Below are 12666 nucleotides of genomic sequence, written 5' to 3'. Positions count from 1 at the left end.
CAGCAGGTCGCTCTGCGCCTGCGCCAGCTCGGCGCGCGCCCCCGCTTCGGCGACGCGGGCCTTGGCCAGCTCCAGCGGCGCCACCTTGCCGGCCTGCAGCCGCTTGTCGGCGGCGCCCGCGACGCTGCGTGCCAGCGCCAGCGACGACTCGGCCAGCCGCTGCTGCTCCTGGGCGCCAAGCAGTTCGAAGAAGGCCGTCGCCACGGCCGCGCGCACGTCGGCCTGCCGCGCGGTCAGCGCCACGGCGGCCTGCTCGCGCACTTGCGCGGCGGCAGCCTGACGGGCGGCGCGCTTGCCACCCAGCTCGATGGCCTGGGACAGCTGCAGGGTGGTCGTGCGCGTGGCGCTGCGGCTGTCTTCCAGCAGCACGCCCAGCTCGGGGTTGGGCCGCGCGCCGGCCTGCAGCTCCGCGCCTTGCTGCGCCTGCAGCTCCAGCCGCGCATGGGCAAGGTCGGGGTTATGGGTGAGGGCCAGGGCTTGCGCCTCGGCGAGGGTCAGGGCATGGGACGCGCTGGCGAACAGCGTCATCCAAAGTAAGCCAGCAAGGCTTCGCATCGAACTCTCCAGGTTGTTGGGACAACGGACGGTTCGGCGCGCGGCCGGCACCCGGCGGGTGCCACGCTTCAACAGTGAAGAAGGAAGTGGGAAGCGGCGCGCCGAATCAGGCGCGCAGCCAATTGGGGCGTTCAAGCCCTTGAGGCGTGTGGGACTGGAGCCGCACAGCCGCAGCGGGCTCCGGCGCCACGGCCTGAGATGCAGCGGGACCCTGGCCTTCAGCCAGCGGCGCCGCACACCCCGTGTGGTGGCAATGGCAGTGGCCGGTCTCGCAGACCGGATGCGCATCGCCCGCCGCCGCCGCATGGGCTGGCTCGCCGCTCAGCAGGGCGATGTTCTGCTCGGCCAGTTCATCCACGCAGCACAGCGCCGCACCGGCCCACGACAGCTGGGCTGTCACGAGCAGGGCGAGGAGGGCGAGGAAGAAGCGGCGCACGGCAAGGATTCTAGGAGGCTAGTTCTTTCCGCCGTCCAAGAGGGCATCGCGCAACTGCACGTCCGCTGGCGAGTCGCCGAACCAGATGCGCAGCACCAGCGTGAAGAACTCGTCGTCCCCCACCGGCTCGCCCTGGGCCTGGCCGGAGATGTAGAACTGCGTGCCCTTGCCGGGAATGAAGTCCATGGCGAAGGTGTCGCCCGAGACGAGCTTGGCCTTGCCCGAGAAGATCTCGATGAGGCGGGTGGTGGACAGCGTGTGGCGGGTCAGCTGCGCGGCGGGCGTGTTGTCGCTGATGCCGCGCAGGAAGAGCCGGCCCAGGTCGGTGCCGGGCAGGTCGCGCAGCGCCGTGAACTGCAGGCGCTTGGGGCCTGGCATCGCGAACAGCTCAGCCGCCGTGCTGGCGTGCTTGGTCGTGTACAGGCCCATGTCATACGCCTTGAAGACCAGGCGCACCCGCGTGCCCTTGCCGTTGAGCTGCAGCGTGCTGCCGCCCAGCTGGGCCGTGGGCTCGAACTTGTTGACCGTGGGAGCGGCCGTGGCCTGAAGGCACAGCGCGGTGCCGGCGATCAATGCGGCCATGCGGGCTTGCGCAGCGAGTGTCTGAAGCAGGGTCATGTCTCTCCAATGGAATGTTTTCTCGCATCGGAGCCGACGCGGCGCGTGCATTCTGCGTGCCAATGGGGCTAGCGCTGTCACCGTTTGTGGTGGCGGTTCACTCCGTCAGGCGTGAATCCTCACGACGCCCGCACGACGCGAATGGGGCGGCCTACGGCCTCACGGGCGCGCAACTGGCCGCAGCCGCCTTCCACGTCCTGGCCGGCGGAGTCGCGCAGCTTGGTCAGCACGCCGCGGCTGCACAGCTCGGCGGCGATGGCCCGCGCGCGCTCCCAACTCGGCCGAGTGAAGGGCAGTCCGGGGGCGCTGTTGAAGGGGATCATGTTCAGCAGGCCGTAGCGGCCCTTGAGCAGGCGGACGATGCCGTCCAGCTCCTCGGGCCCGTCGTTGACGCCGTTCAGCAGCGTCCACTGGTACTGGATGGGGTAGCCACTGGCGCGGGCATAGGCGTCGGCCGCTTCGACGAGGTCTTCGGGCGACAGGCGTGGTGCGCGCGGCAGCAGGTCGGCGCGCTTGGCGGCGTCGCTCGTGTGCAGGCTCAGCGCCAGCGCCGGCTTCACCTCGGCCGCATTCAGCGCCTCAAAGGCGCGCTCGTCGCCGACGGTGGAGAACACCAGCTGCTTGTGCGCAAAGCCGCCTTCGCGGCCCAGCAGCGTGATCGCGTCCAGCACGCTGGCGAGGTTGTGCGAGGGCTCGCCCATGCCCATGAAGACGACCTTCTTCAGCTTCGCGTTCTTGCGCCGCGCCAGCACCACCTGGGCCACGATCTCGGCGCTGCCGACCTGGCGTATCAGCCCGTCCACGCCCGTCATGCAAAAGCGGCAGCCGACCGCGCAGCCCACCTGGCTGGACACGCAGACGCCGTCGCGCGGCAGCAGTACGGTCTCCACCGTTTGACCGTCATTCAGGCCCAGCAGCAGCCGCGCCGACTCGCCGTCGCCGCCGGCATGCTCGCTGCGCAGCGCGACCAGGCTTTCCAGCTCGGCCATCAGTGCGGGCAGGGCTGCCATGACCGCCTTGGGCAGGAAGCCCTGCAAGGGCCGCTTGCCGCCGTCCAAAGGCAGCAGCTGCACCCAGTGGCGCAGCACGCGGCTTTCATGGTCGGGGTTGGCGCCCAGCGCGCGCAGGCGCTGGCGGAGGTCGGCAATCAGCATGGGAACGGAGGTGACAGGGGCTGTGCGATTGTCGGCGCTATGCTGAAAAACGCTTTCCCGTGAGGAGACCACCATGAGCCAGACGCCGACCTGCACCGCCGAAGAATGGGCCGTCCGCTGCGACCTCGCAGCCCTCTACCGCCTCGCGGCGCTGCATGGCTGGGACGACCTGATCTTCACCCACATCTCGGCGCGCGTGCCCGGCCCGGAGCACCACTTCCTCATCAACCCCTACGGCATGATGTTCGAGGAGATCACGGCCAGCAGTCTCGTGAAGGTGGACCAGGCGGGCGAGAAGGTCGCCCCCAGCGACTACAACGTCAACCCGGCCGGCTTCATCATCCACAGCGCCGTGCACGAGGCACGCGAGGACGCGCAGTTCGTCATGCACCTGCACACGGTGGCCGGTGTGGCGGTCAGCACGCAGCGTGAGGGTTTGTTGCCGATCTCGCAGCACAGCCTGTTCCCGCTGGCTTCGCTGAGCTATCACGGCTATGAGGGCGTGGCGCTCAATCCGGACGAGAAGGTCCGTCTCGTCGCCGACCTGGGCAACACCTCGTTGATGATGCTACGCAACCACGGCCTGCTGACGCTGGGCCGCAGCGCCGCCGACACCTTCCTGAAGATGTTCATGCTGCAACGCGCCTGCGAGATCCAGATCGCCGCGCAGGCGGGTGGTGGCGAGCTGATCCGCATCCCGGCGCAGATCCTGGCCGGGATACGCGCACAGAGCGAGAAGGTCATGCGCGGCTCCGGTGCCGAACTGGCCTGGCCAGGGCTGCTGCGGCGCCTCGCGCGACAGAACCCCGGGCACGACGCCTGAGAATGTCGGGGATGACCAGTCCCCGCTTCTTCGCCCTCGTCCCCGCCGCCGGCATTGGCGAGCGCTCCGGCGCCGGCATGCCAAAGCAATACGTAGCCATCGCCGGCAAGCCCATGCTCGCCCATACGCTGGCAGCACTCGCTGAGGTATCGCGTATTGCGCAGACGCTGGTGGTGCTGTCGCCGGACGACGACCGCTTCGAGGCCGCGCTGCCCGATCACAAAGGCTGGGTCGCCCGTGTGGGTGGCGCAAGCCGGGCCGAGAGCGTGCTCGGCGGCCTGGCCGAGTTGCGCCGTCGCGGTGCGAGCGATGACGACTGGGTGCTTGTGCACGACGCCGCCCGCTGCCTGCTGCGCCCCGAGTGGGTCGATGCGCTGATAGTCGCCTGCGAGCACGACGCCGTTGGCGGCTTGCTGGCCCAGCCGATTGCCGACACGCTGAAGGCCGGCGACGCCGACGGCCGCGTCACCGCCACGGTGGACCGCCGCGACAAATGGGCCGCGCAGACGCCGCAGATGTTCCGCCTCGGCCTCGTCGAGAAAGCCCTGACCGAGATGGGTGCTGCGGCTACCGACGAAGCCAGTGCCATCGAGGCCCTGGGCCTGGCGCCTCGCCTCGTGCGCGCGTCCATGGCTAATTTCAAGGTGACCTGGCCGGAGGACTTTGCTCTGGCGACGCAGCTTCTGGTGGGGCCTCAACCGCCCGACGATCGAGCGGCTCGGCCGGCAGCCTGAGCACCTCCAGCTGCTTGTCGACGGTCAGGTAATTGTCCGAACCGACAGGCATCTTCTTGAGCCGCTTCAAGGCGGGATCTACCAGCCAGAAATACGGGTAGGACCAGCCCTTGTTGCTGTCCCTGACCTTTTGCCTGAACTCCTGAAACGCATACAGCTTGTCGCCGACCTTGAACTTGATGTCCGGGCCCCTCACCCAGGTTCGGAGGTCGACAAACACCAAATTGCGGAACGCGGGCAGCAATTCGGCGCGGTGCTGGCTGAGGAACACCTCGTAGGCACGGCAGGGCGGGCAATCCTTGGCGCCCAGATAGATGTAGAGGCCCTTGTGCTCCCGCTCGGCGCGCAGCAGCGCGGGGGAGAGGTCGAAAACCCGCTCCGAGAAACTGAACGGCGCCTCGACGACGGTGGGCTCGTAGTCGGATGGAATGGCCGCGTGCGCGACACCGGAAATGGCGGCCAACAGGGCGAAAGCGGTGTTCTTCATTGCCTGCAAGCTATGCGACGGCCAGGCGAACTGTCAATCGGTGCAAAGCCATGGCGGCCAGCCGTTCAGAGCCGCAGTTCCAGGTCCTGCCCGCTGAGGAAATCGCCGTTGTCCGGCACGTCCAAGGCCCGCTCCAGCGCACCCACCAGCTTCAGCTTGGCCGCCTGCTCCGGCGCGATGCGCAGCCGCAGTGCGCCGGGCGTGACCTGGTGGAAGAGGTAGTAGCCGTCGGCTGAACTGGTCGTCGTGGCGATGACCAGGCCCTCGCCATTGACCAGCTCGACCTGCGCGTCGCCGATGCCGCGCTTCTTGCTGCCAGCCTCGACGAGGTAGATGGTGCCTTCGACCTCGGAGGTCGTGATGACCGGGAACTCCAGCTGCTCGATGCGGCCGGGCCGCGGCAGGATGCGGGCGCCGGGGGTCAGCGGCTTCCACTGCGGGTCTTCCAGCGTGGTTGGGTCCAGCGCGATGTCGGCGTAGCGGCCGGGGGCCAGGCGGTTCAGCAGCGCGACGCCGCCGGCATCGGTCAGGCGTGGGTGGCGGCCACCGCCGTTGAGGATGAAGCCGGCGTTGGCCACGAAGTCCTCGCCGGGGTCGCGGATGCCGTTCATGTTGCGGTCGACGAAGGCGCGGGCCGACACGGCGCCGCTGCCGGCCAGCGGCTGGCCGTCGAGCTGCCAGCGGCCGCTGCGCGGGTCGCGGTCCAGCGCCACGAAGAGCTGCAGGCCCAGGGCCAGCTCGCGCTGGCTGGAGTAGCTGGCGCTGAGGGCCAGGCCAAATGCCCCAAGGTTCTTGCTGAAGCCGCCGGAGACCAGCGTCAGGCCCGAGTCCATGGTGCGCAGCAGGCCGGCGTTGACCTGGTAGCCGTCGGCCAGGTTGCGGTCGGCGCTGATGGCGATGGCCTGCAGGCTGGCGCCGGGTTGCAGGCGGTAGTTGAACTGCGCGTTCAGGCCGACGTTGGCGACGCGCCGGCTGACCTGCAGTGCGCCGTCGGTGCCGGTGAACTCGCCGCTGTGCTGCCAGCGCAGGCTGTTGGAGATGGCCGTGCCCCACAGCATGGCCGAGGTGCGCAGGCCCAGCTGTAACTGGTTGGGCCCGACCTCCATCGCGTTGCGCAGCGCGCTGACGTCGAGGGCGACGCGCGGCAGGCCGCCCAGACGCACGCTGCCCTGCAGGCGCAGCTCGTCGCGCTGGCGCACGCCGCCGGCCACGTCGGCGAACTGGTCGTTGATGAAGTGACCCTGGCGCTGGGTGTGCAGCAGGTCCAGCGCAAAGCTGCCCAGGCGCGTCTTCAGGCCCAGCTCGCCGAGGGCGCCACCGCCGCGCATGGTGGCGATCTGGCCGCTGACGATCATCGCGTCCAGATAGGCCAGCAGGCCGAGCTGGCCATAGTCCAGCGACTCGGTGGCCACGCCGTTGACGATGCGCGGCCGGCGCACGAGGCCGACCTTGCCGGTGAGCTTCTTGCCCAGGCCGATGTCGGCCTGCGCAACACTGCGCACCGAGCCGTCGTCGGCCACCTGCGAGGCCAGCGTGTAGAAGAGCTCGCCGGGCTTCACGCTGGCCTGGTCGAGCAGGAAGCTCTGCTTCTCCACGCGCAGCTGGCCCAGCGGCCCGTGGAAGACAAGGCGGAACTCGTTCTGCCCAAACGACAGCGGCAGGTCGTCGAAGGCGTATTGGCCATCGGCGCGCGAGGATTGGTAGCCCAGCAGCTGGTCGTTGTAGTACAGGGTAACGTCCCAACCCGGCGGCAGGTCGCCGCGCAGGCTGTGGCGGTCGAAGCTGTTGGGCTGGTCCAGCGGCCGGTTGCTGACGGCCACGCCATTGCCCTTGGCGCTGCCCTGCATGACGTTGCGCACACTGGGCAGGGCGATATTGCCCAGGGCCACCGAGCGCGCCCGCAGCGGGCCCAGCAGGCCGCCGTCGGGGTCGTTGCGGGCCAGGGTCAGGCGCAGGTCGGGCCTGGCCTTGTCCTGGGTCTTGAGCACATAGGCCGAGCCTTCCATGCCGACCAGGTCGCTGGTCATGTAGGCCGTGTAGGCGGCCTTGTACTGGCGCGAGTGGCGGCCGAAGCGAGCGTCGGCGCCGAAGGACTGGTCAATGGACGGCACGTCGATCAGCCCGGGCCTGGACGCCGTGTAGGGGTAGTTGGGCCGCTCGGCGGGCTGCAGGCCGGCCAGGGCAGCGGCCAGGCGTTCGCGCTCCAGCTTCTCCTGCAGCGGCAGCTTCTCGCGCGGCACGACCTTGAGCTTGAGCGTGGCCAGGTCGACCTGCAGGTCCAGCGGCAGCCAGCGCGTCAGCAGCTGCTTGGAGACGTAGATGTCGTCGCCGACGACACCGGCCAGGCGCGGCTCGAAGCGCTGCTCGCGGCCGCCAATGCTGGCCAGGGATTCGGCCAGGTTCAGCGCGAAGCCGCGCTCGTGCGGCAGCAGGCCGTCCGCACTGCCGCGCTCGGGCCTGACCTGGATGGCCAGCGTCAGCAGCCTCGACAGCTCGCCCAGCGGCAGCAGGGTCTGCGTGCCGTCCTGGTAGGCGGAGAAGCTGTCGGACAGCACCTGGCCGTCCAGCGTCACCTCCAGCACGAGCAGGTTGCTGTCGTCGAGGCGGCGCGGGTCTGCGGGTTGGACTGGCGGGGGCGGTGCGGCGGCGATGGCGTCGCGGGCGCGCAGGCGCAGCTGCCAGTGCGGCAGGTCCACGGCCAGCTCCAGGTTCAGCCAGCGCGCCAGCAGCTGGGTGGACACATAGATGTCGCCGCCGATGGCCTGGGCCAGGCGTGGCTCGAAGGCCAGGCGCCGTTCGCCGATGCGCATGGTCGACTCGACCAGGTCCAGGCAGAAGGGCTCGCCCGAGCCGGGTAGGGTGCCGGCGGCGCGGTTGGATGCCGTCTGTACGCGGATGTCCAGCCCGAGCAGGCGCGACACGGCCCCCAGCGGCAGCAGCACCTGGTAGTCGGTCTGGAAGACGTCCAGCGGCTCGGCCAGCGCGCGGCCGTCGAGCTGCACCTCCAGGCGGCGCAGCGGTGTCGGTGCGTCGTCCGGTGCGGCCAGGACCAGCAGCGGCGCGAGCAGCAGGGCCGCCGTGGCGAGAAGGCGTGCGTGGAACTGGGCCATGGCGCGTCGCGCGCGGAGCGCCGGCGCCTTACGGGAGGTTGAGGCTGGTCTCGGCCAGCAGCTTGCCGCCGGACTCGGGACGCTCGCTGAAGGCGAGCTTCAGCGTGCCGCCGGGCAGGGCGTTGCCGGCCGGCAGCTGCAGGGGCAGTTGCACGCGCCGCGCCGCATTGGGTGCGTAGACGGCCACGCCACCAGCGCGCGCGACCTCGAAGGTCACGCCGGCCGTCGTCGTGAAGGTGGCGAGCAGGTCGCCATAGACCGAGCGGTTGCCCTCGCGCTTCATCTGGAAGGACAGCGTGCCGGGCCCTTGGGCGGACGCCGGCTGCACGGCCACGTCGGTCAGATCGAGCCTGGCGTGGGTGTCGCCCTGACGCACGATGACCGGGATGGACGCGCCGACCAGGGCCTGGATGACGACGCCCAGCGTCTTGCCGTCGCGCTTGGCGACTTCCTCGACGCTGCTGGCGCCGGTGGCCTCGGCGACGCGGTCGAACTGCAGGTGCGAGCGGTATTCGCCGCTGGCCAGCTCATCGGGCTTGCGCAGCAGGATGCGCACGATCTGCGAGCCGCCGGGCGGGATGGTGACCTGGCGCGGCGAGTAGCGCAGCAGGGCGTCGGCGAACTGCTCGCCGGGGCCGGGCTGGTCGACGGCGATGAACTCGCCGTTCGGGCCCATGCGGCGGTTGACGAGGTTGATGCGGTAGGTCTCGGGCGTCTTGCCCTGGTTCATCAGCTCGACCTGGGCGGCGCGCTGCTGCTTGTCGAAGACGATGCGCGTCGGGAACAGCATCAGGTCGGCCTGGGCCGCGTGCGACAGCAGCGACAGCAGCCCGAAGGCCGCCAGCTGGATGAGCTTGATCGATGCACGCATGCCGCCATCGTCGCCAGGACTTGAGCGCTTCAAAGCGCGCAATAGCGCCAGGATTTCCTGGCTTTATTGATAGTTGACGGTGACGTTGAACGACCCGGTGTAGCTGCCCGTGGCCTGCGAGCTGCCCACGCTCAGCGTTGCGCCGACGTTGATCTGTTGCGTGCCGCCGCCCGACAGCACGCCCACGGCGGCGGGGCTGCTGACGAAGCCGTTCAAGGCCATGCTGCCGCTGGCGCCGTCGCTGAGGAAGACGGTCCCGTCCACCGGCAGCGTGATGTCGAACATCGCGTTGGGCGTGCCGGTGATGGTGAACTGCGCGGCGCTGGCAGCGCCGCCCTGGTTGACGAGGATGACGCTGCCCGTCTTCATGCGCGCGCCGCCGGTGCCGACGCTGATGCTGCCGCCGCCCCCGGCCGTGAAGGCGCCGAAAGACAGGGCGGCGGTGTTGTTCAGCGTCTGCGCTGGTGCGGCGATGCTGGCGAGCAGCAGGGCCCAGGGCAGGGCGCAGCGACGGGCCGGCAAGCGCATCGGCAGATCAGTTGAAGGCAACGGTGATGACCAGAGGCGCCTCGCCGTCGCCGCCGGTCGCGGCGGAGGCCACCGACACCGCCGCGGCCGGGCCGCGCGCCAGCAGGCTCGCGCCGGCCGCCGGCACGATGTCGATGCCGAAGGCCTGGCGGCTCTCGATGGCGGCGCCTATCCACACGGGCAGGGCGCGCAGGATGGCCGGCGTCGACGCGCTGGCCACGCGCGGCACCAGTCCGCCGGTGGCAGGGCCGGCGGGTGCGTCCTGGGCCAGCAGCAGGTCCTGCACGCTGACGGGCACGCCCAGCCAGGCGTTGACGCTGGCGGGCAGCACCACGGTCGCGCCGGCCTGGGCCGTGGTGCTGGCCGCGAAGGCCGGCATCAGTGGCGTCAGGCCGCAGAGCAGGCCGGCTGCGGCACACAGTGCGCAGTGGCGAGCGGTCGTCATGGCTTCAGTTGTAGGCGACGGTGACCTTGACGGTGCCGGTGTAGGTGGCCGCCGCCTGGGCCGCACCCACCGTCAGCTTGCCGCCGACGAAGATATAGGCCGCACCCGAGGACAGCGTGCCGGTCGCCGCGTCGGTGGTCTCGTCGGTCTTGCCGGTCGCCGTCGTCGTCGTCAGGGCTTCGGTGATCCAGTCGACGGCCATCGTGGTGCTGCCATCGGTCAGCGTCGAGTCGCTGCCGGTGTAGTCGATGGAGAAGGTGTTGTTGCCGGTGCCAGTCACGTCGAAGCGCGCGGCGGCGCCGGCCACGCCGGTGGGCAGGGCGGTCGTGCCGCTCTTGGTGCGCGTGCCGTCGGTCGCCAGCGTGACGACGCCGTTGCCGGCGACGACGTTGCCAAAGGCGAGGTGGGAAAACCYGGTCACGGCCATGGGCGCCAGCACGACGGCGGTCGCGGTCGCGGTGGCGTTGTCGGCGGCCTGCACGGCGCGCATGCCGGCTGCGCCAAGCAGCACGAGGGCGCTCAGGGCCAGCGAGGCCTGAAGGTGCGTGGGTCGGTGGAAGATTTTCGTCATGGGTTGCTCCTCGGCTCCTGGTGGGCACGGAACCGCGAATGTGCGGGCGTACTCCAAAGGCTTATCGGCCGATGAACGCCGGGCTTGACCGGCAATTCATTCCTCGCGCGGCTTACCAAGTGGGGCCGAGCAGCAGATAGGCCGAGGTCTCGCCGCGCCGTGTCGTCCCCAGCGCCAGGAAGAACGGCCCGAAGCGCGTGTCCACGCTGAGGAAGCCGCTGGCCGCCTGCTGCCAGCCGCTGCGGGGCAGGTTGGACAGCTTCAGCCCCGCACCCGCGCCGACGGCGCCGGCTTCCAGCGAGAAGCCCACGCGCACCGCCCCGCCCAGGCCGACCGGCATCTCGCCGATGCGCCGCGCCATGACGACGCGGGCCAGCACCATGTTCTCGCCCAGCAACGCGCCGTCCGGCGTGCCGGACAGGCGCAGGTAGCCGCCCAGAGAGCGCGCCTGGCCGCGCTCAGCATGGGCGAACTCGCCGTAGAGCTGGCCGGCCCATTCGCCCAGGCGGAAGGCCGCCAGGCCCAGCAGCGAGGCGTTGATGACGCTCGGCTCGCCGCGCGGGTGCAGCCATTCGATGCGCGCCGTCGTCCACTGGCCGCGGCTGGGAAAGGCCAGCGAGTCCAGCGAGTCGGTGTGCAGCTCCACGTATTGCTGGCCATAGGTCTGTGCGCGCCGGCTGCCGCCGGGAACGACGGGCAGCACGACCTCGTCGTCCGCGCGCAGGCGGCCGATGCCGACGCGCAGGTCGCCCAGGCCGGCGATGCGGTGGCCCAGCTCGAGCTGGGCGCTGGTCAGGCTGCTGGACAGGCGCAGCGCGCGCTGGCCCTGGTCGAAGAGGTCGTTGCTGCCAGCCGCGTAGCTGAGCTTGGCGCTGGCGAACCAGCGCGAACCGGGGCCCAGTGGCTGGTAGAACTCGGTGTTGAGGCCGCGCGAGGAGCCCAGGCGTGCGACGCTGCGCAGCTCCGCGCCCCAGGGGTTGAGCCAGTTGGCCACATGCATGGCCACCAGCGAGTAGCTGTTGGCGTCGGCGAAGTTGCTGTACAGCTCCAGCCCCAGACGCACGCGGCTGGCGGCCCAGTCGGCCTCGGTGAGCTTGAACTCGACATTGCGCCTGCCGTCGCGGTCGTCGATCTCGGTCTCGATGCGCTCGAAGTCGCCGGTGCCGTCCAGGCGCTCGACGGCGCGGGTCAGCACCTCGCGGCCGACCGGGTCGCCCGGCGCCAGCGCCAGCTCGGCCCGCAGCGCCTCGGCGTTGAGCCGGCTCGTGCCGCTGATCTTCAACTCGCCCAGCGGCAGCGCGGCCAGTGCCGACTCGGGCGGTCCCAGGCGGCGCGCCTGCAAGGCGGCGTAGGCGGCGGGCGAAGCCAGCAGGGCCAGGCGCTCGCCGGCCGCCAGCGCCGCGCGCCGGCCGGTGGCCATGGCTTCGTCGGCGCGGTAGAAGTCCATGAAGCCCATGCCGCCCAGGTCGGGGTCGATGACGATGTCCCGGGTCGTCAGTTCGCGCAGCGAGCGCTGCACGTTCTGTTCGGTCAGGATCTGCAGCATCTGGTTGGCGACGGCTACGGCGCTGGTGATCTCGCGCTCTTCCAGCAGTGGCGTGCCGACGTTGACGGCGATGACGATGTCGGCGCCGAGCTGGCGCGCCAGGTCGATGGGCAGGTTGCGCACCAGGCCGCCGTCCACCCGCGGCCGGCCGTTGACGCGCAGCGGCGCGAACACGCCGGGCACGGCCATGGAGGCGCGCAGGGCCTCGAAGAGCGGCGTGTCGGCCTGGTCCAGCATGGCGCCGGAGAGCAGGTCGGTCGCCACGGCGCGAAAGGGGATGGGCAGCCGGCGCAGCGGGTCGTCGGTGCGCGTGGCCGGCAGCAGCGACGTCAGCGTTGCCTCCAGCAGGCCGTTGGCCGCCGCGCCGCCTGGCAGCATGGCGCCGCGCTGCAGGTTGAAGCCGAACTCGATGCGCGAGGGCAGGCGCTCGTCATCCTCGCGGCGGCGGATGGCCAGGCGCTCGCGCGCCGGACGGTCGGCCAGGATGGCGTTCCAGTTGGCGCTCTTCACCAGCGCCTCCAGCTCGTCGAGGTTGCGCCCCGACGCATAGGCCCCGCCGACGACGGCGCCCATGCTGGTGCCGACGATGAGGTCCACCGGCACCTGCATCTCCTCCAGCACGCGCAGCACGCCGATGTGGGCCAGGCCGCGCGCGCCGCCGCCGGACAGCACGAGGCCGATCTTGGGGCGGGGCGGCAGCGTTTCGGCAAGGGCCAGCTGGCAGAGCGCGAGCAGGCAGACGAACCAGCAGAAAGGGGCGAGTCGTTTCATGGCGGGGCGCACCATAT

The 12666-nt window shown here is 70.5% G+C and carries 13 protein-coding genes; 2 read left to right on the top strand and 11 right to left on the bottom strand.

What is annotated here, in order from left to right; genetic code table 11:
* The 4 genes from ACXRVZ_RS21215 to ACXRVZ_RS21200 all read right to left on the bottom strand — a co-directional run.
* A partial coding sequence (locus ACXRVZ_RS21215) for a TolC family protein (RefSeq protein WP_458232800.1) occupies positions 1-555 on the bottom strand: 555 nt, incomplete at its 3' end.
* A gap of 106 nt (positions 556-661) precedes the next feature.
* The gene (locus tag ACXRVZ_RS21210; protein WP_457422039.1) at positions 662-991 is read right to left on the bottom strand and encodes a hypothetical protein; all 330 of its coding nucleotides are present in this window, start codon (positions 989-991) and stop codon (positions 662-664) included.
* Between the two features lie 18 nt (positions 992-1009).
* The gene (locus tag ACXRVZ_RS21205; protein WP_457422041.1) at positions 1010-1609 is read right to left on the bottom strand and encodes a chalcone isomerase family protein; all 600 of its coding nucleotides are present in this window, start codon (positions 1607-1609) and stop codon (positions 1010-1012) included.
* A 119-nt stretch (positions 1610-1728) separates the two neighbouring features.
* Positions 1729-2763 (bottom strand): RNA methyltransferase, encoded by a 1035-nt coding sequence (locus ACXRVZ_RS21200; protein WP_457422043.1) that lies wholly within the window; start codon positions 2761-2763, stop codon positions 1729-1731.
* A gap of 73 nt (positions 2764-2836) precedes the next feature.
* Here ACXRVZ_RS21200 and ACXRVZ_RS21195 point away from each other — a divergent pair, with 73 nt between their 5' ends.
* Both ACXRVZ_RS21195 and ispD read left to right on the top strand, forming a co-directional pair.
* Entirely contained in the window at positions 2837-3586 is a 750-nt protein-coding gene (locus ACXRVZ_RS21195; protein ID WP_457422045.1) for a class II aldolase/adducin family protein, read from the top strand.
* A gap of 11 nt (positions 3587-3597) precedes the next feature.
* Positions 3598-4320 carry a 2-C-methyl-D-erythritol 4-phosphate cytidylyltransferase gene (gene ispD / locus ACXRVZ_RS21190; protein WP_457422047.1) on the top strand — a complete coding sequence of 241 codons (723 nt, stop codon included), beginning with the start codon at positions 3598-3600 and terminating at the stop codon, positions 4318-4320.
* Here the strand turns inward: ispD and ACXRVZ_RS21185 are convergent.
* From ACXRVZ_RS21185 to ACXRVZ_RS21155, 7 genes are all read right to left on the bottom strand, one after another.
* A complete protein-coding gene (locus tag ACXRVZ_RS21185) occupies positions 4226-4807 on the bottom strand; it encodes a hypothetical protein (protein WP_458232799.1) in 582 nt (193 codons plus the stop codon). The genes ispD and ACXRVZ_RS21185 overlap by 95 nt on opposite strands.
* A 65-nt stretch (positions 4808-4872) precedes the next feature.
* On the bottom strand, positions 4873-7917 hold the full coding sequence (locus tag ACXRVZ_RS21180; protein WP_457422051.1) for an MSCRAMM family protein: 3045 nt from the start codon (positions 7915-7917) through the stop codon (positions 4873-4875).
* Between the two features lie 28 nt (positions 7918-7945).
* A complete protein-coding gene (locus tag ACXRVZ_RS21175) occupies positions 7946-8788 on the bottom strand; it encodes a fimbrial biogenesis chaperone (RefSeq protein WP_457422053.1) in 843 nt (280 codons plus the stop codon).
* Between the two features lie 63 nt (positions 8789-8851).
* The gene (locus ACXRVZ_RS21170) at positions 8852-9316 is read right to left on the bottom strand and encodes a DUF4402 domain-containing protein (RefSeq protein ID WP_457422055.1); all 465 of its coding nucleotides are present in this window, start codon (positions 9314-9316) and stop codon (positions 8852-8854) included.
* Between the two features lie 7 nt (positions 9317-9323).
* On the bottom strand, positions 9324-9761 hold the full coding sequence (locus ACXRVZ_RS21165; protein ID WP_457422057.1) for a hypothetical protein: 438 nt from the start codon (positions 9759-9761) through the stop codon (positions 9324-9326).
* Positions 9762-9765: 4 nt separating this feature from the next.
* Positions 9766-10332 (bottom strand): DUF4402 domain-containing protein, encoded by a 567-nt coding sequence (locus ACXRVZ_RS21160; RefSeq protein ID WP_458232798.1) that lies wholly within the window; start codon positions 10330-10332, stop codon positions 9766-9768.
* Positions 10333-10444: 112 nt separating this feature from the next.
* Positions 10445-12649, bottom strand: coding sequence for a patatin-like phospholipase family protein (locus tag ACXRVZ_RS21155; RefSeq protein ID WP_457422061.1), 2205 nt, complete (start codon positions 12647-12649; stop codon positions 10445-10447).
* Positions 12650-12666 lie beyond the last annotated feature (17 nt).

Source organism: Roseateles sp. P5_E8 (assembly GCF_054177665.1).
Note: the sequence above shows the minus strand (reverse complement) of the source record. Positions and strands in the feature narration are given on the sequence as shown.